This window comes from Petrotoga halophila DSM 16923, from assembly GCF_002924615.1.
Genome location: NZ_JALY01000254.1, coordinates 12832 through 38493, shown reverse-complemented (window position 1 = coordinate 38493; position 25662 = coordinate 12832). Strand labels below are relative to the sequence as shown.

Genomic DNA, 25662 nt, shown 5'->3' with positions numbered 1-25662 from the left:
TTCTCTATAATTCTTAATTATGTATGATAAGGATCAGCTGCATCTCTTAGGCCATCACCCACAAAGTTAAAACAAAGAACCGTTATAATAACGAATAAAGCAGGGAGCATTAACCAAGGTTGTAAGGCTACGGTTCTTATATTTTGGGCTTCTTGAAGCAAAACTCCCCAACTTATTGTTGGTGATTGTAAGCCTAATCCCAAGAAACTGAGTCCTGTTTCTCCCAGGATCATACCAGGAATTGAAAGAGTGATAGAAACTATCATATGACTTGTTAGGGAAGGTAGCATATGTCTAAAGATGATACGGGATTCTTTTGCCCCAGCTAACTTCGCAGCAATAACAAAATCTTCTTCTCTTAAAGTAATAAATCTACTTCTGACAACCCTTGCTAAATCGGTCCACCCTCTCAACGAAAGAATAACTGTTATGGCGAAGTATCTTTGTATTTGCGACATGTATTGTGGTAAAGCAGCAGCAAGTGCCATCCATAATGGAATATCCGGTATACTTCTTACTACCTCCATTAACCTTTGAATAGTAAAATCTACCTTCCCACCGTAATAACCAGATATTCCACCTAAGACCACACCAATTAGTAGACTCAAAAAAACCCCTACAAGCCCTATAGTTGTTGATATTCTTGCTCCATAAATAATCCTTGATAACACATCTCTTCCCATTCTATCCGTCCCAAAAGGAAAAAATTCTCCTTCTTCAACTCCAATAAAATGAATGTTTGATTCCCATATTCCCCATAATTTATAAGAGTCTCCTTTCACAAAAAAAGAGACAGGATATACTTTTGATTCGTCTGTTAAATAAATTCTTTGAAGTGTTTCGGGATCTCTTTCCATTTTGTAACCATACACATATGGCCTAACTAATTGCCCGTCCCTAATAAATCTTATCCTTTGAGGTGGTGCGTATACATAACGACTATTTAATTTGTTAGGATCATATGGAGCGAAAAACTCCGCAAAAATACCTACAATGTATAATAGAATTAGTATTATCATACCCACAATTGCCAATTTATTCCTTTTAAAGCGCCACCAAATCAGTTTTGATTCGGATGCATAATAATATGCTTCTTCAGATTTCTTCTTCTTTTTATTGAACAACTGAATCACCTTCCTTACGAAAGTCTTGCCCTTGGATCTGCCCAAGCAAGTAAAATATCAGAGACTATCGTTCCTATAACAGTAAACATTGTTAAAATTAAGATTATGCTTCCAGCTAAATACATATCCTGAGCTTTCAAGGCATCCATCAACAAAGTACCAACAGTTGGAAGATTGAGTACAATACCAGTAACAACCGCTCCAGAAATAATATTTGGAAGAGTCCATCCTGCGGTGCTTAAAAATGGTATAATAGCAACCCGAAGAGGGTACTTCCAAGTGAGTTTATTCTCAGGCACGCCACGAGCTCTTGCAGCAGTAACATATGGTTTGTTAATTTCATCCAACAAATTTCCTCTGAGGACCCTAATGAGGCCCGCCATTGTAGCTGTCCCTGTTACAATGACGGGTATCCAAAGGTGCTGTAATAAATCTAATAGTTTCCCCCAACTCCATGGAGCTGAGGCGTATTCAGGAGAAAATAAGCCTCCTAAACTTAATCCGAAAGCGGTGAATGCCCACCACATTAAAAGTAAAGCAAAGAGAAAATTTGGTACAGAAACTCCGAAGTATCCCACAACAGTAAACGCATAGTCTCCTACAGTATATTGGTGTGTTCCAGAATATACGCCTATTAAAAAGCCTGTTACCCAAGCAAACGCAGTTGCCAAGGAAGATATTAGAACAGTGTACCACACTCGGGCTCCTAAAAGATCCGCCACCGGTTTCTCATACAACATTGAGTAACCAAAATCTCCTCTAAATAAGTTACCAAACCAATAAAAAAACCTAACATAAACAGGTTTATCTAACTTATATCTTTCTTTAAGGAGTTCTATCTTGGCTAGGTCAACTTCTTCGCCACTTTGTCTCAGAGCCACTTCATATGTTGTCAAATAATCTCCAGGGGGGAGTTCCATTATAATAAAGGAAAGAAGAATTATAATAAGAACTGTAGGAATAGATAAAAGAAGTCGCTTAACTATATATTGAAGCATAGTATCAAACACCTCCAAAACAATTTGTATTTTAGAGACTTTCAGAAGTTTGAATAAAAAATATTTAAAGTTTCCTTCAACCTTTTTTAAAAGGTTGAAGGAAACAAATATACCATAATTATTCAACAATGTAAAATTGCATCGGCATTGTGTTCAATGGAGATCTTAGCACATCATCTGTGACAAGCTCTCTTGCTACGTTTTTGAAATTGTTTTTAACGATAACAGGAGCAATATCTTCTCCAACTGTCCCTATCATCCATATATTTTCTCTGTGTGTTTTTGTAACTTCTTTCATCAATTCTTTTAATTTTTCTTCATCTGTGGTCTTTTGTATTTCAAGCCAAAGATCAACCAACTCAATAACTGGCTCTGGAGGTACTATATCATCTGGTTCTGGTTCATTTCCTTCTATATAGGCTTTTATCCAGTCTGTCCAACCTATGTACCAAGTTGTGGAAATATCTGCAGCACCGGGGAAAACAAAGAAAGGATCAGCTAGAGGTTGAGCAGCTCTATCCATCATCCAAACTTGCCCATCAAAGTCATGTGCGTCTAGCCTTTCATAGTATAAACTTTGTTCTAGGTTTTCTACTTCAATTTCAATACCGAGGTCATTTTTCCAGTATTCTCTTACCATAGTCCAGACGTCTACATGGGGTTGTCCCACTACTTGTACCGTAAATTGCAGAGATTTTCCATCTGGTCTGAGCCTATACTCATGCTTTGAATCCCATACAAGCCCCATCTCATCTAAAAGCTCATTCGCTTTTTCGGGGTTGTACTCAGCATAAGCACTTTCCCATTCGGGATCGTAATAAGCTGACCCGCTTACTAATGAAGCTTGACGAGGCTCAGCTAAACCGGAAAATAAAATTTCATTTATCTCTTCTCTATTGATCCCTAAAGACAACGCTTGTCTAAATCTCACGTCACTAAAAATTTCTTGGAGGATAGGATCACTATGATCAAAAGTGTTTAACATTAACTGGCTCACAGAACCATTGGCTGCTATCCAGTTATAGATTTGATAATCTCCACGTTCCTTATTCATAGCTAAGAGGGTATAATTGCCAGCACCAGCTCCCATCATTCCAATGTGTCTCCATTGCATGTCAATTTCACCAGAAATTGCTTTCAAAAGAACAACTTCATCGTCCATAACGTATTCATGTCTTACGGTATCTATGTATGGTAATTGATTTCCTTCTATGTCAACAGCAAAATAATAAGGATTTCTTTCTAGAATATAAAATGAACTTGTTGGATCCGTCTTGGGTATCCATGTCCATAGACTAGGGAGTTCTAAGTTTGAAATTGGGTCATATTTATCTTCAAATACATCTACCCAAGAAGAATACATCTTTTCTTTTTCTTCTTCAATAATCTTTTCTATTTCTTCCATAGGTGTGTAATCCGGATGAAATTGTTTTAGATAATGTTTTGGGGCACCAGTAAATCCTTGACTGTAAGCCACTTGTAGCAAAAACAAACTGTAAGGTTCTGCAAATTCAAATTTAACGGTATAGTCATCGATTTTTTCTACCTTTGCTCTTTTTCCTCCAGCCATATACCATGCAGGTTTAGCGCTTGTATATTCATCGTTCCCAACTATGTCATTTGCCCAAAAAACTATGTCATCTGCCGTGTAAGGATGTCCATCAGACCATTTCATTCCTTCTCTCAGATGGAAAATGTAAACTTTCCCGTTTTCTAAAACTTCCCAGCTTTTGGCTACACCAGGGAGAAATTCTCCACCATCTGCACTAAAATAAATAAGATGTGGTTCGTTGATTTTGTACACTCCCCATTGATCTGAAGGTCCTTTCCAGACTCTTCTCCATGTTCCTCCAAACTTACCTACTTCTTCTTCGGGTACGATAACCAAGGGTTCCTTAGGAAGTCGCTCTTCTAGTGGTGGTAATTCTCCTTGTTTTACTTTTTCAGTAAGTATTGGTGATTCTTTGAATTCAGTAATTCGTTTGTCCGTTTCTTTGTAATACTCTTGAGGAGTTGAATAAGCATTCCAACCAAAGATGCTTGTTACCAATAAACTAGCCATCAACAAACTTACTACAACTACCTTTTTATTCATAATTACACCTCCTTGATCACTTATGCTTTTTACCCATTTACTCAATATTTTGATGTTTTTCACCTCCTTTTTGTTAAATCATTACAATCTTTATAAACTCTAAAATCTGTTTTGTTGAACATCTTCTATTGGCAACAAAAAAGGGATAAGTTTTCTGCCAACTATATGATGTTGGGAAAACGTCCCCCTATTCCCCTTAGTTCATTCCCTACAAATGATTTTTTCGTTTTATAAATCTATTTTGTAATTTTATGAAAGTATGGGAATTGCCAATTATAATTTTTACTCCTACCAATATGTCACAGAGCAAAAACTAGGTTTATTCCCTTATTTAGTAGTTAAAAAGTAATGAAAAAAGCTTTTTCCAGTAGAATAGTAAGTTTATTCAACCAACTAATATTTAAGATAAAAAACTTCAAATTTTTATACTAACTTTTAACGTGCTCATACATTAAAATATTCTTTCAATTCTTTATTGATTGGATGGTTCATAATATCGGATAATACTTCTTCAACTTGTTTAAATGATTTAGTTCGTGGGTCCCTAACTAAAAACTCTTTTAATATTTCCACATCTCGTTTTATGTAAGCTTCTAAAGCCATTTTCATTCTCATAATTCTTGGAATCAGATAATATTCTTTAATCCTCTCGTCCAGATCGGGTTCTAAACTTTGCGGGTGCAAGCCACTTTTATCAACCAAAACGGGAACCTCTACAACTATATCATCGGGGATATCTTTAATTATTCCTTTGTTTTCCACATTCAATATTAATCTTACCTGTTTATTATGAGCTAAGGCGTTAATAAATGGAACATGTTGTTCCCCACTCATTACACCTTTTTTGAAAATTTCTGGCCAAACTTCTGTTAATTTAATATTAGGATCTTTTTCTATTTCTTTAGATAATTCGATCATCCTTTTCCTTGACTCTCTGAGAGAATTATGAAATTTTGGCCTTTCTATTTCATTATCTATTCCCCCAAATTTTCCATACCATTTCTTTTTCGTTTCTAAATTGTAGTTGTATTTCCAACTTCCATTTCTAACAGTGTCACCAATTGGGATCATTCCATAAAATCTGTACATATCGATAGCAGCTGGAGATAATTGTATATCCCACGGCTCTCTTGATTCCCATTTGTATGATTCCTCTTCTATCCATTTATCGAGCAATTCATAAGCATTTTTCCCTTCATAATTGAATCTATTCAACCATATACCGTGATTGATACCAGCAACTTGCCAATCCACCTTAGATGAAGGTAAATTTAAACGGTTAAATATTCCATTAACGCCAGAACTACCGTGACAAAAACCTACTATCTTGGCTTTAGTTAGTTTTTTGACAATCTGGGTTATTTCAAAAACAGGGTTAGCCGTTTGCATTAACCAAGCATTTGGTGCTAACTTTTCTATTTTTTCTGCAATATCAAGTGCCAATTTTATATCCGGATAAGAACAAATAACGTAAGAGTAAGTTGATACCATGTTAAACTCTTGACTGTCTATTCCTCTATAGTACCCATGTTTCTCACCTATTTCTGTTACTATCTCCCATCTCTTATATCCGTCTTCTATTTCTTTGGGATAAGGGTAGGCGGTGTTTATTATGAAACTTGCTCCCTTTATTGCCTCTTCTAAATTCATAGTTTTTTCAATTTGAATATTTGACCCAAGTTCTTCACAATACTTTTTAGCTAATGAATATGTTGCATTTAATCGTGTTTCGTTTACATCCATCATGCATATTTCACAATCTGCCAATTCCTCTGTTTGAGCTATATCACCTATTAACTGCAATGAAAATCTAACACTACCTGCTCCTATAATTCCTATTTTCAATCTTTACCCCTCCTGTATAAGTGTATTTTATGATTTTTTGGAAACTCTAAAAACGCATTTTAAATTTCTTTTAAAACCTTTTACATATTTAAGAAAATCAATAACTTTACTGTTTGTACTGAAAGTATTTGTTTTCTTATTAAGAAAGTAACTTTCTTAATTTCAAACCAAAAAAATTATAATAAAATGATACCTACTTGTCAAATCCGATTAGAAGGAATTAGGGGCATTTATTAGCGATTATTTAAGATTAGCTAATAAATACTTGGATTTTCTTAGTTTTTTATTTTATTAAACTTTTCTAAAACCGCATCTAAAATGTCTTTACTTTTATTAATAATATTTTTATCTATTTGATTAAATGGGAAAATTGCTGTTGGATTTAATTCTACCCCTCTGTATACCATCAGCAATTTGAATAAATAAGAAAAATTACTATCCATATTATATAAAGGCATTAATTCTTGAATTAATGATTGATAATTAATAGATTTGTCAAAATACCCTTCATTGGATGCTTTCACTAATTCACTCCATATCTCTGGCACGATGTTACTTAATGCGGAAATACATCCTTTTCCACCCGCAGCAATATTGTATAAGAATTGATCATCAAAACCAGAAAAAACATTGAAATTATCTTCTCTTGTTTCTAATATGCACAAATTAGTATGAACTGGTTCTGACACTGAATCTTTAAGGCCTATAATATTAGTGTTGTTGTTTATTAATTTTTTTATTGTTTTGTGGTTTATAGAATATCCTGTTCTAGCTGGGAAGTTATAAAGATATACACTTCCATTTACAGATTTCGCAAGTTTATCATAATATATAAATATCTTTTCTTGATCTAAATTATAATAATAAGGACCAATAACAACAGCTCCTTTATAATTCAGATTCTTCACGTCATTTGATAATGTTACAACTTCATCAAAACTCATACATCCTGTTCCTGCATAAAGGTCTATTCTTCCATCTACATATTCAGAATAAAATTTAAAAAAGTCTTTTTTTTCTTCATAGCTTAATCCTGTAAATTCCCCAGCAGAGCCAAGAACCAATATACCATTTACACCACCCTCTATTAAAAAATCGATAATTCTTTCGTTTGCTTTGTAGTCTATTTCTTCGTTCTTATTAAAAGCTGTAACTACAGGGGTAATTATCTCATAATTCATTTAATTTATACCTCCAAACATTCAATTTAAACTTTAAAATATTATACAGGTTTACATTAAAATGCACTTCTAGCTCTTCTCCAAAATCATAACTAAAACTTTAAATGTATAGCTTGCTTTATAAATTTGTAAAATTTCATTAGCGAAACAAGAATTAAAGATTTTTTTCCGGTATGCCATAGGCAATTACAGATACAATGGTCATAATTAGTCCTATTAACAGTCTAAAAGGCAAAAACTTTAGCCGTTCTTTTATTTCCTTAAATACAAACCATTACTGATGTTGTAATTTTATTGATTTTATCACTCCATATATGCGCCCTTCATAGCTGAAGTAGCTCTCTCTGTATATTTTTTAAAAATTCCTCTTCTACCTGAATAATCAGGTTTTACCCAATATTCTTTTCTCTTTGCTAATATCTTTTGGATGTCCTTTTCTTCCATCTCTTGTCCATCAATACCAATGATATTTAATTTTCTATTATTAATATCTAATTCAATTAAATCGTTATCTTCAACAAAAGCAATTGGTCCACCTACCATTGCTTCCGGAGATACGTGCCCTACACATGGTCCTTTTGTTGCACCAGAAAATCTTCCATCGGTTATTAGTACTGTTGAGGATCTTAGTTTTGGATCATTCATAATGGCTTCAGTTGTCATAAACATTTCAGGCATTCCTGATCCTCTAGGTCCTTCATATCTGATAAAAAGAACATCTCCGGCATCAACTTTTTCCTCCACTACAGCTTTATTACAATCTTCCTCACTGTTAAATACTCTAGCTTTTCCTACATGATACATCATATCTTCTGAAACTGCCGAATATTTTATGACTGCACCTTCAGGAGCAATGTTTCCTTTTAATACAGCTACTGAACCATACTCTTCACATTTATTTATAGGTGTAATGATTTCTTCTTTTTTCAAATTATAATTAAATAAGTATCCTAAATTTCTCTCGTAAAAACCAGACTCTTTAATATCTTTTAAGTTTTCACCCAATGTTTTTCCAGTCACTGTCAAAACATCCAGATTTAAATATTCCTTAAGTTCTTCTTCGACAGCTGGAATTCCCCCTGCAAACCATAAGGTTTCTGTTGGATACTTTCCGCTTGGAGCTATATTACACAAATGTGGTATAAATTTATTAATTTCATCAAATTCTTCCACTTCTAATTCCCAACCTAACTCGTGTGCAATGGCTGGAAGATGAATCATAGCATTCGTTGAACCTCCAATTGCCGCATGTACAATAATAGCATTTCTAAAAGCCTCAGGAGTTAAAATATCTCTTGCGGTAATGCCTTTCTCCATAAGTTCTATAATTTTTCTACCTGCTTGTCTTGATGTATGTAATATATCTATCATGGTAGAAGGAGATAAAGCCGTACCTGGTAAAGCTAAGCCTAATGCTTCTGCCATACATTGCATAGTGCTTGCAGTCCCCATAAATTGGCACGCACCACAAGAAGGGCATCCTGTCTTTTTATATTGCATGACCTCAAAATCATCAATTAATCCTTGTTTTACTTTTAAGCTTATTTCTCCGGCCCTACCTGAAGTTGTCATATATGGGCCTGGTCTCATTGATCCACCTGGAACAAAAATAGTTGGATAATCCAACCTAGCTGCTGCTATTAGATGAGCTGGAATAGGTTTGTCACAAGATGAAATTAAAATCATACCATCAAATGGATTTACATTACCATGTGTCTCCACCATATCAGCAATTACTTCTCTGGATGCAAGTATATAGTTCATGCCATTGTGACCTTGAGCCCATCCATCACATATATCGGTGACATGGAAATCATGTGGCCTGCCACCCTTCTCTATTATTCCTTGGTTTACTTGATCAGTTAATTTATTAAGATGGATACTTCCAGGATGAGATTCGCCAAATGTATCTTCAACTAAAATATATGGCTTCTCTAGATCATATTCATCCCATCCTATACCCATACGTAGAGCATCACTTTGGGCCCATATTTTTCTTACTTTTCTTGCCTTTTGCTTTTCGTAATATGTAGCCATAAACTCTTTCCTCCTCATATAATATGTATTATAGACACTTTAAAAACTCTGGAACATGCATTTTAACCAACTTTTAATACCTTCAATATAAAATATTCGCCTCCTCATGGTAAAACATCATATTATTTTTAGAAATTTGTGAACCCGAATCCAAATCGCCTTCTTTTTTCTAAACTGTATTTAAACCATATTTTAACGTATTTTCTATTGTTTTTTCCAAAATGATGATTTTTGCTGCATTCGGTAATCTTTTTAAAAAATTTATTCATTTCTCAAAATTTTTCTATTCTAAGTGCTTTTTGGCTTTTTCAGGATTACTTTGATTTTTCAAATCATAGAAATATAATTTTTTCTTTGTCGGCAGATTGAAGGGCTTTTAAACATATCCTTGTCACTTCAAAAGAATCCTCAGCAGTGACCATACACTTTCCTTTCTTCTCTATCTCACTTAAAAAATCTAGAAATATGCTTTTTTCTTGTTCTAACGGTAGTTCACGAATCCCAGGCACTTCATTATTGATTAAATATACTTTATTATGCATTATTTCTATTATGCCTTTTGTGCCAACAACTCTTAATCTATCGTCATCATGTGTAGGAGCATTGTTGGGTCTGTAGTAATCTATCGATAATGAAGCAAAAATTTCATTTTCAAGTTCAAAGTGGCATAATGCACTTGTCTCTAAATCCCCATAGTTATTATTGTATTTTTTCGAATGAGCTGCATATACAGAAATAAAATTTAGTCCTGTAAACCACCGGATCCAATCAACCCCATGGCTTCCAACCCATGGAATAGTGCCTCCATAAGTTTTTCTTTGTTTATAAAATGGCTCTCTTTGACCAAGTTTATAAGATTTTTGAGCATTGAGAAGTCTTATTTCTCCTACAACACCTTTTTTTAAATAATTATAAGCTGTTAAAAACCATGGTTTGTACCTTATACCGAACATAGCTGTGAAAGAACATTGACTTTTTAAGTAAGCTTCCTTTAATAAATCAAGATCTTCAAAATTTGTGGCTGCAGGCTTTTCTGTAAAAACATGAATCTTTCTGTTTAGAGCTTCAATTGAAGCTTTAGCTAAATCACCAAAAAAGCAATTAATAACGGCTATATCTGGGTTAGTTTCGTCAAACATTTTTTTGTAATCTTCATATATTTTTGGTTTATATCCCAAGTCTTCTATTTCTTTACGTAATTTATCTATGCTTTCTCCAGTTGATCCGGGAGCAATCCCCACAACATGTATATTCAGATCATGGTAAAGTCTTAAAGGCGTTAAAACATCATGATAATGGCCACTTGAACCTACAAAGCATACCTTCATATTAAAGACTCCTAAGCTTCTTTTTTCAAAAATGGGTTGAAAGATTTATATTCCTTTATATTTATTTCTTTTGTTGCACGAGCCCATGGGATTTCTAAATCTGAAAAAAGCACTTTCTTTTCAAAGGCTTCATCTATTATTTCATCAATATTATTTAAAACACCTGAGTTTGACAGTTACAAAAACGTAAGAATTCTAAAACAGGCATGAATAATTGCAAAAAAGCGTTTTTTGCTTTCTCTGTTTTTCAAAAGTGTCACTACATGCCTTTCTTTTCCTTTATTTATCAGTGTTTTAGACTTACGCTTTTGCTTTGCTCCTTTCTAATCCTTTATTTTCCTCATTTTGGCCCTGTAGTTTCAGTTTCTCTATGAATTCCTCATATGGGGTTACCACTTTTGGAATTGGTATATTAAGTATCTTCAATATCTTTTGAGCTAAAAGATTCATGTTGGTTCTAATGGCAAAATGCTGTTCGTTGGTTTTAATATCTATGTATTCCATGTTTTTAATCGCTTCTCTTATCTTTTCGTGTGAGTATTCTATATTGTTTCTTTCAAGTTCTAATTCAAGTGTTCTTTGCATTATGTAAGATACGAAACTCATCACTATGTGTCCCTTTATCCTTTTCTGTGTCCAATGAAATATCGGTCTTGTTTCAAGATAATTCTTTAGTGTTCTGAAACTTTCTTCCACTTTCCACAAGGTATGGTATTGCTCTAATATCTGTTTTGGATTCAATTGTGTGTTTGTTATTATTCCATAGTATCCGTCATATTTTTCGTCTTTTTCTATCTTTTCGATATCAAGTGTATAATCTACTTCGTTCTTCGTCTTTAAGTACTTTTTTGCACCTCTTTTGCTTTTTGATTCTATTTCCCCATCTTTCAACATTTTCTTCGCTTTTTCAATCAATCTAATCCTGTCTTTTCTATCTTTTTCGGCCCTTTCCTTTGAATGTATTATGAGTAATCTTTTCCCTTCGTATTCTATTTCTCTGTATTCAATCCCTTTTGATATTTCAGTGAACTCCCCATCGAATATATCTACCTTTTTTAACTGTTTTATCGATTTACCAACTATGAATTCGTAATCGGAATTCTCTACTATTTCCATATTGGTTCTACTCATCATCCCCCTATCAGAAACCACTATTACCTTTCCCAACTGATATCTATTTTTCATTGCCTCTATCGTATCTTTGAACGTATGTCCTTCAAACGTGTTACCTGGATATATATCAAAACTAACTGGCATCCTATCCCTATCTATCGACATCCCTAAAACCACCTGTGATTCGTTGAACTTCTTATCTTTAGAATATCCCATTTGTAGTAACTCGTTCGTTTGTTGTGTCTCAAAGGCTAACGTCGTTACATCGTAAAACACTAAATCTACTACAGAATTGAATAAACTTATCCTTTGATCGTACAGATGTTTCTCCAACTCTTCCTTCTTTTGCGCTAACACATCTAGCGTCCTGTACATCCATTGTAAGGCTATCCCTTCTTCGTCCGTTTCTGCCTCATCTATTCTTTTGAATCCATAATAATCTAATTCTTTGAATATTCCCAACTTGCTTTTCGGTTCTATTATTCTGTTCATAACCATTATTTTCAACAAATCCTCCACATCGAATCTTATCTTTTTATCCATCTTTTCAAAGAACTTATCCATCTCATACCTTTCAAACAATCTATCCACTATTACCTTTATCCCATAATTCTTCTTATCAGGTGCTTCCTCAACATTATTCAAATTCACATAACCTTTTATATCATATATCTGTACGAGTTTTTTAATAATATTTTTCACTTCTTCTTCACTGATCGTATCGATTCTACCCAAATTAGCAATTATCTTTTGTTTATTCTTACCGTTTTCACGATAACTTTCCACTATTCTTAAGTATTCTTTCCCTTGATTGTTTTTTACGGTTCTAACATACATCCAAATCATCTCCCAACTTCATAATGTCTTTAATATTATACCACAAAACTATTATGAAGTCAAGAGAATAATATAATTAGAGAAGAAAAAAGTGTCACTACAGTAAAAGAATTTTTTCAAAAAAATAGGTGTTTTATCCCCTCAAACCCGCTTTCTTCCGTTTGGTTTATTGAAAAAGCATCTCCCAACTGTCAAACTCAGGAAAATGGGTTGAAAGATTTATATTCCTTTATATTTATTTCTTTTGTTGCACGAGCCCATGGGATTTCTAAATCTGAAAAAAGCACTTTCTTTTCAAAGGCTTCATCTATTATTTCATCAATATTATTTAAAACAGTTTTATATTCATTTTCTTCTTCATATTCTTTTATGAAATTTTTTGGTATAGGAATAATCTTTTCAGCTGAGTCGTAGACACCATTTACAGCTACTACAAAGGGTCGTGAATTTTTTGGTGTGGAGTATAGTTCATCTATAATACCTAAATGCCTTTTAGCTACAATTCTAAAGACTTCTAAATGAGGGTCTATTCCTTCATTATCAAACTCTATTTTTTCCCCATTATTTAAATATATGGTTGTTTTTTCAGAAAAATCCCAAAAGGCTTTCCCTTTTGTTCCTTCGATTACCATATAGGGATCTAATTTTTTATTTGAAGCATGAGTTACATAGAAATGTATCTTTGTACCATTAATTGCTTTAGCTTCTATACATGAAGTATCTTCTGTTTCAATGTAAGTGTGAGCTCTATATAATTCAGCTCTCACAGTTTCAAGATCGATTGATTCGTTCATACTAGGACCTATTAAGTAAAGCATATTATTTAAGTAATGGGCTAAAGCGTTATTTATAGGTCCATCTAATATAATATGTCCGTTGTATATACTTTTACCGGCCCATTCATTTCTGGTATAATATGAACGATATCTTGGCCATATAGCTTTACAACTGATTTCTTTAATTTGCCCTAATTTTCCTTGCAAAATAATTTCTTTCAACTTTCTGATAGATCTCGAATGAATCATATGAAAGCCTATCGAACAAAACTTTCCCGTTTCTTTCTCTGCTTCTATAATTTTATCCACTTCTTGAACGGTAGCAGCTGGAGGTTTTTCTAATAAAACATTATATCCGTATTTCATAGCTTTTATTGCCATTTCGCTATGAGTATGAATAGCAGTCGGTAAGGTGATTACATCTACAAAATCTCGAGCGTTTTTTAAAAGGTCATCATACGAGTAGAAAATCTCTACTCCTTCTTTTTTAAATTTTTTCTCAAGGTCAAAATTTTTCCTTCTATCTTCTACCCCTATTCCTATTCCTGCTAATTTGAGTTCTCCCTCATTTTCCAATTGTTTTATAAACTTGATATGTTCTGCTGCAAAGTTTCTAACTCCTACTACTGCAAAATAAACTTTTTTCATACACTTTTCTCCTTAATTAATATATTTTTACTGAGTTTACAAATTCTAAAACATGCATTTTCTCATTTTTTAATGCTTTCGGATATTTAGGAAAATCAATAATTTTACTTTTGAGCTGGGGATATTTCTTTTCTTATTAAGAAAGTAACTTTCTTTTTTTAAATCAGAAAAATTATAGTAAAATAACATTTACTTGTCAAATCTGATTATAAACAATTAAGAGCATTTATTAGCAATTATTTAAGTTTAGCTAATAAATGCTCCTGTTTTCTTAGTTTTTTGTTTTTATTTTGTTTCTTCAATTTTAAGTTCTTTAACATGTTTCTCTATATGATTTTCAACGTTTTCATGGTATTCATTTTGGTATTTTATAAGGATCTCAAAGAACTTTTCTCTGAAATCGTATTGTGGGTTCAAAACGAACATATATGAAACATGCAGTGTTTGCCTTGCATCTGGATTTTTGAGGTACTCTGTTGGGGATAGATCTTTTGGAACAGAGAAAGGGTCACAGGAAAGATGGTAATATTTATCCATCTCTTCTCTTTTATCAAGGCATGTTTGCCAAATTTTTTTGAAGAATTCAGGATCTTTTTGAGCTATAACCTTAATTGCTTCGAGATAGCTGGTTCCAGATGTTTTTAGGTGGTAATTCCCTTGAGTAACTTCACCTATTATGGGATAAATAGAGAATTTATCGCTACCAGAATGAATGGAAAGCCTATATCCAAAGTATTTGGCTATTTTGTCTTGTTTGATAAGAGACTTTTTAAACTCTTGTATATTTCCTATATAGTCAATACCTTTTTGAAACTCTCCAGGGAAGCGAGGAGCCAGTGTATCTATTTTTACTCCTTCATCGTAGATATATTTAGAGATCAAAAAATGTGTTTTTTCATCTGTTGGAACATCTGTCTCGTCAACTGAAACTTCAAAAGTTACCTCTTTTTTATTTACCTTTGGAAATTTGTTCCATACATCTATAACTCTTTCGATAACGCTGGCATAAATTGAAACAATTTTATTCAATTCGTTTTTATCTGAATATTCTATGGGCATATCGTTTACAAAAAAGCTTTTGTTATAAAATTGTTCAAATATTTGGTCTTTTATAGAAGAATCTTTATTCATATGTTCCGAACAATCCAAAGTCAACATTGTAATTCCCGAATCTAAAGCATATTGAATCTCCTCGTCACTTTTCAAATGATCTCCATCAAATCCACTGTTTCCAACATAATTTTCTTCAACAAGCGCGTTTAGTACGTCTTTTCTTACATCAGTAAACGTTCTTCCTGTAAAATTTAACTCCCTAATACTTTGTTGTGCGAAAACAGGAAAGAAGTTGTATTTTTTTGCAACTTTTATATGGCCCGTGGTTGCAATCCCTATTCTATCTCCAAGACCCAAAGAGATCCCTTTCTTTGGTAAAATTGTAAACATTTAAATTTTCCTCCTCATGGTATTAATTCTTCTCTTGCATATTTTTCGAAGGCATAAGTCGCAGCTCCACAAGCTGTTATATATTCTCCTATCGAAGAAACTTCAATAGTTACATCTTTATTTGCGTAAAATATATGCTGGTTGTAACTTTGTTCAGTGGAGTCTTTGAGAAATTCCCATCCGTTTGACACCCCACCTGCTATATAGACCTTTTCTGGATTTAAAATATTGACTAAAGTAGCAATGCCAATTCCTAAATATTTTCCAGCTCTTTCAAACGCTTTTACCGCATTTTCATCACCTTTTTTGGCTAATTCATATACCAATTTAGATTCACAACTTCCTTCACACTCTAATTTTTTCCCGGATATTTCTTCGTAATTTCTAACAATCGCCTTACTGGAGCTTTCTGTTTCCAAACAACCATTTTTACCGCAGTTACACCTTCTTCCTTCGGGGTTAACCGTAACATGGCCTAACTCTCCCGCAGCGTTCTTATATCCCCTCAATATCTTTCCATTACTTACTATCCCTACTCCTATACCTGGACCAATGTTGATTACACAAAAATCTTTCTCTTTGTGGGAATTGTTAGAAATTAAGCTCCGTGCCATCATTATTGTGTTATGATCCACGTAAGCTGGCAGATTGAACTCTTTTTTCATTACCTTTTTTACCTCAAAGTTTGATATATCAATATTGTGACATCTTATAACCACACCACTTTCTGGGTCTATATAACCAGGAAAAGCCATCCCTATACCGATTATGTCGAATTTGTTTTTAACAATTTTTATATTTTCATAAATCTGCTTCAACAATTTGTCGTTTTTCTCTGAGGCGAATCTTTTGGAATATAAGATGTCGCCCTTCCCGCTTGAGACAATAACCCTTGAGTATGCAGAACCCACATCATATCCAATAAACAAGAAATTATCGTAGTTTATATCAAGTAGAATACCCTTTTTCCCAACGCGAGAAACATCCTCACTTCCAACTTCTTTCAAGACCTTTTTATGTATTAAAAGGTTCGTTATATAACTCACAGTCGAAGGCATGAGTCGTGTTTCTCTTGCAATTTTGGCCCTTGTCATAGGGCCATTAATCCTTAATGATTGAAAAATAAGTGCTGCATTATTTTCTTTTAAAGAAGACAAGGATGCTTTTTTCATCAAATTGGTACCTCCGAGTTTAATAATTTTTATCTAAATTTTTTCAAAAAACAACCTTTTTGGTCTAAAGTAACTAATATCTCTCACCAAATCAAATGCTTCCCTGATAGGTATTTGACCTTTTTCTACCATTTCACCAACCACGTTAGACAACTCTCTTCTGAACATCTCTGTCCTTGAACCGTAGGAGATTAGCTTTCTTGAATCTGTTACCCAACCCGCTAAGTCGCTAAGAAGGTCAATGGTGGATATATATTTTAAATACATCTCCATTCCAAAGGGGCTGTCGTTGAACCACCAAGGTGCTCCAAGGCTAACGTTTGGAAAGGCCCTTGCTATTGTGGCAACGGTTGGAAATAGTGACGGATCCAAACAGTACAAAACAACTTTCAATTTTTCATCAAATTGGTTTAAAAAGTATCTTAACCCATTTGCCAAGTCAACGTTGCTGGTTGAAATATCCCCTCCAGTGTCTGGCCCCAAAGTATTATATAACTTGTCTCTATAATCTCGCACAGCACCAATATGTAATTGCATAACCCAATTGCTCTCAGCGTTCATCTTGCCAAATTCATAAAACATGAAGGATTTAAAGTCTGAAATTTCTTGTTTAGTTAACTCTTTTTTTGAAAGTGCTTTTTCATATACTTCTTGTACCCTTTCTTTTTCAACTGGGTATGAAACGGGTTCAAATATCCCATGATCGCTCGACACTCCACCAAGTTCTTCAAATTTTTTGTGAGTCTTGTAAAGAGCATTTAAGAACCCTTCAAAGCGTTCAACATTTTCTTTTGTTATTTCTCCTAGCTTTTCTACAAATTCTTTCCAATTTTCTTTTTCAATGTTCATAGCTTTGTCTGGTCTCCAAGTGGGAAGAATCTTTATTCCTTCAATATCTTTAGCTTTTTCATGGTATGAGAGATCCTCAGTTGGATCATTTGTTGTACACATTATTTCTACGTTCATTTCTTTTAATAATCGTTGAGGTTTCATACTTTCACTTTTTAGTAATAAAGAAGTATCTTGCCATATCTTTTCAGCGGTATACTTTGAAATGGTATCCTCTATTTTAAACCTTCTTTTTAGATCGAGGTGTATCCATTCGTATGTAGGATTGCCAACGAACCCAGGGAAAACTTCAGCCAATGCCATCCACTTTTCCTTATTTGAAGCATTTCCAGTTATTTTTTCTTCGGGAACACCTCTTTTTCTCATTAATTCCCAAACATAATGATCTGTCTCGCCTTCAACTTGCCAGATGTCATCCCAACCTTTGTTCTCAACGATCTCTTCCACATCCCCGTGATTGTGAGCATCTAAGATAGGGAGATCTTTAATTGAATTATACAACATCTTCGAAGTGTTGTTTTGTAGTAAATAATTTTCGTCTAAAAAAGACATTTTTCTAACCTCCTATCGTAAAATTTTATACCACCTTTAGAAAGTTTAAAACTTATTTTGGCGCCCCTTCACCCCGCAACCCGCCCACAAGGATAACTGTCTATTAAATTTTATACATCTTAATTCTATATAATATCAACCTTCTGAGGTCTCTTGGTTCTTGATGATTCATATAACGCTAATACTACTGATAAGGTATTTCTGGCATCTATTCCAGTGACCATAGGTTTTTTATTTTCTAAAATACTTTCAATTATATTTTTTAACTGCCTTTGATGTAAATAATAATCGATTTCTGGAGAGCTTTGCCCAGATATTTGCTTTTCGCTTTCTTTTCTTTCAAAAGTGTATTGGTCCGTTTTCCAAGTGTCTATTTTTTCGTCGACAATTACCACTAATCCTTTTTCACCATAAACGTCCAATCTAGTATACAATCCTGGGTAAGCAGCTGTGTTAGCTTCAATAAGTCCAAGTGCCCCATTTTTGAACTTAACTGTCCCAGTTAAAATATCTTCTACTTCGATATCATGCGTCCTTGTAGCGGAAAAAGCAAAAACCTCATCAATTTCTCCCATAGTGTAACGCAGGAGATCAACATAGTGTATTGACTGGTTAATTAATGCACCGCCTCCATCTAATTGCCATGTTCCATGCCAATTACTATCGTTAAAGTAATCTTGGCTTCTATACCATTTAGTATGAGCTGCACCAAAATTCAATTGTCCAAAATTGTCTTTTTCTATGGATTTTTTTAATTTTATTATCGCATCTGAAAATCTCCTTTGAAAAATCACACTTAACTGAACATGTTGTCTTTCACACTCATTTATCAATGCATCTGCCTTTTTAAGTGTTATATCTATAGGCTTTTCAACTACTACATGTTTTCCGAATTTCGCAGCTTCTATTCCAATATCCGCATGTAATCCACTTGGAAGAGTAACACATACTACGTCTATATCACTTTTTTCTAGGAGCTCTCTGTAATCAGTGTAATAATCACAATTAAACTCTTTTACAAAAAATTCTCCTTTTCTTTTGTTTCTTGTAGAGATTGATACTAATTGGCCATCTTCTAAATTATGTAAAGCTTTAGCATGAACTTTTGCCACACTTCCCGCACCTATCAAACCAAATCTGACCTTATTGCTCATTTCAATCCGCCTTCAATTTCTAGAATGAGATTAGAGATGGTAACCATTCCGCAAAAAACGGAACATATGTTACTAGTAACAGTATTCCAATCATGGCAAGATAAAACGGCCACATCGCTTTGAAAACATTTTCGATAGTTGACTTTCCGACTACAGTTCCAACAAATAAAGTGTTTCCGACAGGAGGGGTACATAATCCTATTCCCAAGTTTACCATCAAAATTATTCCAAAGTGTATTGGACTAATACCTAGATCCACTACCAGGGGTAAGAATATTGGAGTAGTTATAACTATCAAAGGTGCCATATCCATAATCATCCCTAACAACAACAAAACAGCGTTTATTATTAGTAAAATGATGTACTTATTGGAGGAGATATTTAAGATTGTATTTGCAACCAATTCTGGAATATTTAGATAGGCTAATAGCCAACCAAAAGCTGAAGCTGCCCCAATTAAAAAAAGAACGGCTATAGTAGTTGCTAAAGTTTCTCTCATAATTTTGAGAAATTTTGTTGTTGTTAGTTCTTTATATACAAAAGTAGCAACTAATAAAGCATATACTACAGCAATTACTGAGGATTCTGTTGCCGTAAATATTCCTGACAAAACGCCTCCAAGAATTATGACAATAGTCATCAGGCCCCAAATAGAATCTAAAGCGACTTTTAAAGCGGCTTTTCCTTTTGGAGGATTCCCTTTAGGATATCCTTTTTTTACTGCTATAATGTAAGCTGGTATCATCAAACCTAAACCTATCATAATTCCTGGTATTGCACCAGCTAGGAATAAACTCGCTATAGAAACGCCACCAGCAGCTTGAGCGTAGATTATTGCGTTGTGACTAGGAGGTATTACTAAACCTTCCGTTGAAGACGTAACAGTAACTGCGATAGAATAGTCTTTCTCATAACCATGTTTTTCCATTTCTGGTATTAAAATAGAACCAATTGAGGCTGTATCGGCCACGGAAGATCCTGACATTCCGCCAAAAAACATTGATGCAACAATATTCGCAAAAGCTAATCCCCCGCGTATTCTTCCAACCAAAAGATTGGCAAAATCGACTAATCTTTTTGCTATTCCTGATTCAGCCATTATCTGCCCAGCTAAAATGAAAAAAGGGATAGCCATCAAAGAAATGTTGTCAAGAGGGTCGGCCATTCTTTGTAATACAATCATTGGAGGGAGACCCAAATAAAATACTGTTAAAAAAGAGGAAAATAATAGAGAAAAAGATATAGGTATTCTCAAAAAAATCATTACTAAGAAACTTACAATAAGTATAATAGCAGCATTCATATTTTATCCCCCTCTTTTTTGCTTTTCCACAATGCAAATATTCTTTCAAATACAAAATAAAACATTATAAATCCACTAATAGGGATAACTCCATAAATGTAAGATTGCTTTATTCCAAGGGTAGGCAATGTTTGAAATTTTGTTAAATCTGCAAGTTGGAATCCATAAATGATTGCTAGAATGGAGTAAGCAATATATGCTAAAATTTCCAATATATCGGGTATTATAGGGGCTTTCTTAAATAAAAAGTTAGAGACTACTGAAATCGAAATATGAATAGATTTCCTGATTCCCCATGTAGTTCCTATAACCACTAAATAAATCATTGTTACACCTGACATTTCCTCCTGCCAAAACAAAGGAGAATTAAAAATATATCTAGCAATCACTTGTGAAAATGTGATAGCAACATTAAAAAGTAGTGCGGCACCCAATAAGGCAAAAAAGATTTTGTCAACCCTCTCGAAAAATCTATGCATTTTCGTTTCCTCCTTGTGTTGGGAAGTTAATGCTACCTTTAAAATTATTAAGAGAAGGGGAGAGTTTCCCCTTCTCCAAAAGGAAACTCATTCTATCGATTGGATTTGTTCAATGAGATCAGAATATTTTGCACCATATTTTTTATAAACATCCTCCATAGCATCTATAAAAGGCTGTTTTTCTGGATGAATAATCGTCACTCCTGCATCTTGTACCTCTTTCAAAGCAGCTTTTTCTTGATCAAGCCAGAGTTTAATTTCTGCTTCTTGAGCTGCTTGAGCAGCCATTTTTATAATTTGTCTGTCTTGTTCTGATAATTGATCCCAAGTAACTTTACTCATATAAATCATTTCTGGAACCATTGAATGCTCATCTAAAGAATAATAAGGAGCTACTTCATAATGAGCTGTTTCTAAATAACTAGGAGGATTATTTTCTGCCGCATCTATAACGCCAGTTTGTAAAGCTGTATATACTTCTTCAAAAGCCATTGGGGTAGGCTTTGCTCCCAATGCCCCCACTACATCCATCATTAATTCACTTTTTTGAACTCTAATTACCATACCTTTCATATCATCCGGTGAATATATGGGCTTTTTAGCATAAAAGCTTCTTGCACCGGAGTCCATGTAAGCTAATCCTACCAAACCTACTTGTTGTAATTCTTCAAGAATGCTCTGACCAATGTCGCCGTTTAAAACATTCCACATATGGTCTCTATCTCTATATAGGTAGGGTAATGCTAAAACGTTTAGCTTATCGTATAGCGAAGTTAAAGGAGAAATAGAAGTTCTGTTTATGTCTATTATACCCATTTGTGTTTGTTCGATAGTTTCTTTTTCAGATCCTAAAGTAGCGCTAGGATAGATTTTTATTTCTATTCTTCCGTTAGTCCACATATTAACTAGTTTTGCCATAACATCTAAACCTTCTACCGTTGGATAACCCCATGCATGATCGTCAGAGGCTCTCAAAATGATTTTGTCACCTTGTTTTTGTAAAGGAAAGATAGTTACTGAAAACACCATTACCAAAGCTAACGTAACAATAAACAACTTTTTCACCACAAACACCTCCTGTAATTTGGTTTTTTCCAATCTCCAAGAATCAGAATACCTGGTATCATCTTCGACAAATATTGAATCTTTTTGCACGGTTTATAAATCACCTCCCTCGTTTAAACACGTTATTAACTTCTATAATGTTCCTTCATTTCCTTGTTAAATGGTAGATCGAATATCTCATTCCACAATTTAGGAATATCATTATAATTTTTGGTTCTTGGATCTCTTACTAAAACTTCTTCTAAGATATTTCTGTTTCCCGTTATAAAGGCTTCTAATGCCATTTCCATTCTTGTGATTCTGGGGCTTATATAGTAATTTTTAATCTTTTCTGGTAGATCTGGTTGTATCTTTTCAGGGAATATTCCATTTTTGTTAACTTTTACAGGCACTTCTACAACTACATCGTTAGGAATGTTTTTTATCGTTCCATTATTCAAGACATTCAAGAATAATCTTGCTTCAACATCGTTAGTTAAAGCGTTTATAAAAGGTACCTGTTGTTCACCGCTCATTTTTTCTTTAGGGAATTCTTCAGGCCAGTGTTCTGTTATTTTGATACTTGGATCTTTCGAAACTTGAATTATCAATCTTTTTATTTGACGTAGTTCTTCATAGAACTTCGGCCTTTCAACTTCGTTGTCTATTGCCCCGAACTTTCCATACCATTTCTTTTTTGCTTGTAAACTATGATGATGTTTCCAAGTGCTGTTTCTAGTTGTGTCTCCTATGGGTAACAATCCATAGAATTTGTACATATCGATAACTGCAGGAGCTAAATGTGTATCCCAAGGGTCTTTTGGTTCCCAATTGTTTGATTCTTCTTCTATCCATTTATCTAAGATTTGGTAGCCATCTTCGCCTTTGTATAGAAATCTGTTCAACCAAATCCCATGGTTTACTCCAGCTACCTGCCAATCAGTTTCTTTTTCTTCTAATCCTAAAGTTTTTAGAACTTCATGGACACCACCAACCCCATGACAAAAGCCTACTACTTTTACGTTGGTCAGCCTTTTAATCAATTGTGTAATTTCAAAAACGGGGTTAGCAGTTTGTATAAGCCATGCATTCGGACATATTTTTTCAATCGATTTGGCTATATCGAGTGATAATTTCAGATGGTTGTAGTTTGTGAATGTATAATAATCCGATACCATGTTGAACTCTTGACTATCTATTCCTCTGTAGTAACCATATTTTTCTGCAACATCTCTCATGATTTCATAACTTACATAACCATCTTCATGATCTGGTGCTCTGTATAATGCCGTGTTTATAACAAAGTCTGCATCTTTTAAAGATTCTTCACGGTTGGTAGTCTTCTCAAATTTAAGATTTCCACCTATTTCTTCTGTGTATCTTTTAGCAAGGTTATCTACGGCATTTAACCGTTCTTCGTCTATGTCCATGAATGAGATTAAACTTCCATTTAATTCCTTTGTCTTTACTAAATCACCTACTAATTTCACTGTGTATCTGACACTTCCTGCTCCTATAAAAGAAATTTTAACTGGCATGTTTTTTAGCTCCTTTAATTAATTCATTCTAAAATCGAATTTATTTATATCCATTTTAAATTAAAATAAACAAAAAGTCAATCTTGATTTTACTTGATCATAGTCAATGTAATCCAATTAAATGCAAATATTTTTGATTAGGTTGATTTTTCTCATTTTTTCTAAAGATTTGAAAACTAGAGTATAATTAAAAATAAGAGGTGATCGAGGTGAGATTTTTAATCTCGTTGATTGCGAGTTATCTTATTGGTTCGATACCATGGAGTTTTATTTTTGCAAAAATTTTTTCAGGAAAGGATATTAGAAAAGAAGGAACTAAAAATGTTGGCACAACTAACGCTTGGAAAATAGCCGGACCTGAGGCAGGTGTATTGTCTTTTACGGGAGATTCTACCAAAGGGGTTTTGGCTATTTTAATTGGTTTTACGCTTGGTATAGGTAAGAGTTGGTGGCCATTACTTGCTTTAGTAGCAATAATAGGTCATTCTTGGTCTATTTGGCTGAAGGGTAAAGGTGGTGTTGGGGTAGCAGCCGCTGTGGGATCTTTTGTTGTTTTGTTTCCATTAGAGTCTGCAGCTTTTGGTATATTAGCTGGAACGTTATGGCTTACTTTTGGTAAGGGGATAATGTTTGTTTTGTCATTTTTGTGGCCTTTTGTTATTTTGATAGGATATCTGAGAGGTACTATGGATTTATTGGGTATTATTTTGACTATTATTTTGGTGGCTTGGCTTTTTATTAAAGGTTGGGAGAATTTGAAAAGTGCTTTCAAAGAGGTTAAAAAGCCTTTAAAAGAGAATTTTGTTAGAAGAAAGATCTGGCGTTATATGGGCCTTTTGTTTCCAGCACTTGCTTACCCTCTCTGGGGTCCTGTAGTTTTTAGGTATATTGTTGTAATTGCTGGTTTAATAGCACTTTCTCTTGAATTAATAAGAAAATATTCAAAGAGTATAAATGAATTTTTGAAGAAAATTTTTAAACCCGTTGGAAAAAGTGAAGAAGCTCATAAGATTTCGGGAACAAGTTATTTTCTTATGGGTTCAGCTATTGCGGGATTGTTCCCTGTTCCATATTCTTTGATCTCTATTGTGATGTTAGTACTGGGAGACTCTTGGGCTGTGTTGGTAGGAAAAAAGAGGGGTAAACATCAATGGTTGAAAGGGAAGTCCGTGGAAGGGAGTTTAGCATGTTTTTTCATTTCTTTTGTATCAGGAGTTGTTTACATGAATTTGCTCGGTTTACCAATTAGTTATATGAGCTTGGTTGCGGGTGCACTTTCGGCAACTGTTGTGGAGGGGTTTGGTAATTGGTTAAACGATAATTTGACTATGGCTCCAATAGCAGCTTTTTTCATGTGGCTTGTTAATATATAAAAAGTCGTTTCTTTCATAAAAGTTTAATTTGAATGTCAGAAAATTAGTTGTGATAGAATATTAATTATCGAGGTGAATAATTATGAAAATCCTTGTTGTTGAAGATGAAGAAAAACTTGCGAATATAATAAAAAGGGGACTTACGGAAGAAGGATACTGTATCGACGTTGTTTACGACGGAGAAGAAGCGGAAAACTATGCAAAATATGCTTCATACGATTTGATAATTTTAGATATTATGCTACCAAAAAAAGATGGGATAACCGTTTGTCAAAATTTAAGAAAAGAAAACATCAATACTCCAATATTGATGCTAACAGCAAAAGATAGTGTGGGAGACAGAGTTAAGGGTTTAGATTCCGGAGCAGATGATTATTTGATAAAACCTTTTGATTTCGACGAATTATTTGCAAGGGTTAGATCTTTGCTAAGAAGAGAAAGTTTTACTCGCAACCCAATTCTTAAAGTTGGAGATTTAACTTTAAACACCTTAACAAGGGAAGTTTGGATGGGGGAGAAAAAATTGAAATTAACCCCAAAGGAATACAATATCTTGGAGTATTTTATGAGAAACCCAAAAATAGTAGTTACCAGAACTATTCTTGAGGAAAAAATGTGGGATATCGACTTTGAAGGGAATTCAAACGTTATAGACGTATATATAAGAAGGTTGAGAAAGAAAATTGGTGATAAAGAAGGTAAAATTTTAGAAACTGTCAGAGGAGCTGGTTATAGGTTAACGGTATCTTAAGTTTTTTTAAGAGCATAAAATT

19 protein-coding genes are annotated in these 25662 nt (G+C 33.9%); 2 read left to right on the top strand and 17 right to left on the bottom strand.

Annotated elements, in window-relative coordinates; translation table 11 throughout:
- Window positions 1-17: 17 nt before the first annotated feature.
- From AA81_RS12260 to aglA (AA81_RS12180), 17 genes are all read right to left on the bottom strand, one after another.
- Window positions 18-1124: an ABC transporter permease gene (locus AA81_RS12260; RefSeq protein WP_211292712.1), complete on the bottom strand. Its 1107-nt coding sequence runs from the start codon at window positions 1122-1124 to the stop codon at window positions 18-20.
- Window positions 1125-1138: 14 nt separating this feature from the next.
- A complete protein-coding gene (locus tag AA81_RS12255) occupies window positions 1139-2122 on the bottom strand; it encodes an ABC transporter permease (RefSeq protein ID WP_103899191.1) in 984 nt (327 codons plus the stop codon).
- Window positions 2123-2240: 118 nt separating this feature from the next.
- Window positions 2241-4217 carry an ABC transporter substrate-binding protein gene (locus AA81_RS12250; protein ID WP_103899190.1) on the bottom strand — a complete coding sequence of 659 codons (1977 nt, stop codon included), beginning with the start codon at window positions 4215-4217 and terminating at the stop codon, window positions 2241-2243.
- Window positions 4218-4661: 444 nt separating this feature from the next.
- Window positions 4662-6062, bottom strand: a complete 1401-nt coding sequence (gene aglA, locus AA81_RS12245) for an alpha-glucosidase AglA (RefSeq protein WP_103899189.1) — start codon at window positions 6060-6062, stop codon at window positions 4662-4664.
- 275 nt (window positions 6063-6337) lie between these two features.
- Window positions 6338-7243: a dihydrodipicolinate synthase family protein gene (locus AA81_RS12240; RefSeq protein ID WP_103899188.1), complete on the bottom strand. Its 906-nt coding sequence runs from the start codon at window positions 7241-7243 to the stop codon at window positions 6338-6340.
- A gap of 303 nt (window positions 7244-7546) precedes the next feature.
- A complete protein-coding gene (gene ilvD, locus AA81_RS12235) occupies window positions 7547-9280 on the bottom strand; it encodes a dihydroxy-acid dehydratase (RefSeq protein WP_103899187.1) in 1734 nt (577 codons plus the stop codon).
- Window positions 9281-9612: 332 nt separating this feature from the next.
- On the bottom strand, window positions 9613-10608 hold the full coding sequence (locus tag AA81_RS12230; protein WP_103899186.1) for a Gfo/Idh/MocA family protein: 996 nt from the start codon (window positions 10606-10608) through the stop codon (window positions 9613-9615).
- 300 nt (window positions 10609-10908) lie between these two features.
- A complete protein-coding gene (locus AA81_RS12225) occupies window positions 10909-12558 on the bottom strand; it encodes an IS1634 family transposase (protein WP_158245243.1) in 1650 nt (549 codons plus the stop codon).
- 197 nt (window positions 12559-12755) lie between these two features.
- Window positions 12756-13982 carry a Gfo/Idh/MocA family protein gene (locus AA81_RS12220; protein WP_103899185.1) on the bottom strand — a complete coding sequence of 409 codons (1227 nt, stop codon included), beginning with the start codon at window positions 13980-13982 and terminating at the stop codon, window positions 12756-12758.
- A gap of 285 nt (window positions 13983-14267) precedes the next feature.
- The gene (locus AA81_RS12215) at window positions 14268-15425 is read right to left on the bottom strand and encodes a tagaturonate epimerase family protein (protein WP_103899184.1); all 1158 of its coding nucleotides are present in this window, start codon (window positions 15423-15425) and stop codon (window positions 14268-14270) included.
- A 14-nt stretch (window positions 15426-15439) separates the two neighbouring features.
- Window positions 15440-16597 carry an ROK family transcriptional regulator gene (locus AA81_RS12210; protein WP_103899183.1) on the bottom strand — a complete coding sequence of 386 codons (1158 nt, stop codon included), beginning with the start codon at window positions 16595-16597 and terminating at the stop codon, window positions 15440-15442.
- 33 nt (window positions 16598-16630) lie between these two features.
- Window positions 16631-17998 carry a glucuronate isomerase gene (gene uxaC / locus AA81_RS12205; protein ID WP_103899182.1) on the bottom strand — a complete coding sequence of 456 codons (1368 nt, stop codon included), beginning with the start codon at window positions 17996-17998 and terminating at the stop codon, window positions 16631-16633.
- A gap of 125 nt (window positions 17999-18123) precedes the next feature.
- Window positions 18124-19152 carry a Gfo/Idh/MocA family protein gene (locus AA81_RS12200; protein ID WP_103899181.1) on the bottom strand — a complete coding sequence of 343 codons (1029 nt, stop codon included), beginning with the start codon at window positions 19150-19152 and terminating at the stop codon, window positions 18124-18126.
- Between the two features lie 19 nt (window positions 19153-19171).
- The gene (locus AA81_RS12195; protein ID WP_103899180.1) at window positions 19172-20455 is read right to left on the bottom strand and encodes a TRAP transporter large permease; all 1284 of its coding nucleotides are present in this window, start codon (window positions 20453-20455) and stop codon (window positions 19172-19174) included.
- On the bottom strand, window positions 20452-20934 hold the full coding sequence (locus AA81_RS12190; RefSeq protein WP_103899179.1) for a TRAP transporter small permease: 483 nt from the start codon (window positions 20932-20934) through the stop codon (window positions 20452-20454). The genes AA81_RS12195 and AA81_RS12190 overlap by 4 nt, the downstream gene beginning before the upstream one ends.
- 87 nt (window positions 20935-21021) lie before the next feature.
- A complete protein-coding gene (locus AA81_RS12185) occupies window positions 21022-22089 on the bottom strand; it encodes a TRAP transporter substrate-binding protein (protein ID WP_211292711.1) in 1068 nt (355 codons plus the stop codon).
- A 35-nt stretch (window positions 22090-22124) separates the two neighbouring features.
- The gene (aglA, locus tag AA81_RS12180) at window positions 22125-23516 is read right to left on the bottom strand and encodes an alpha-glucosidase AglA (RefSeq protein WP_103899178.1); all 1392 of its coding nucleotides are present in this window, start codon (window positions 23514-23516) and stop codon (window positions 22125-22127) included.
- Window positions 23517-23725: 209 nt separating this feature from the next.
- Here aglA (AA81_RS12180) and AA81_RS12175 point away from each other — a divergent pair, with 209 nt between their 5' ends.
- Window positions 23726-24889, top strand: a complete 1164-nt coding sequence (locus AA81_RS12175; protein ID WP_169999782.1) for a glycerol-3-phosphate acyltransferase — start codon at window positions 23726-23728, stop codon at window positions 24887-24889.
- Window positions 24890-24971: 82 nt separating this feature from the next.
- Window positions 24972-25640, top strand: a complete 669-nt coding sequence (locus AA81_RS12170; protein ID WP_103899176.1) for a response regulator transcription factor — start codon at window positions 24972-24974, stop codon at window positions 25638-25640.
- Window positions 25641-25662: the final 22 nt, after the last annotated feature.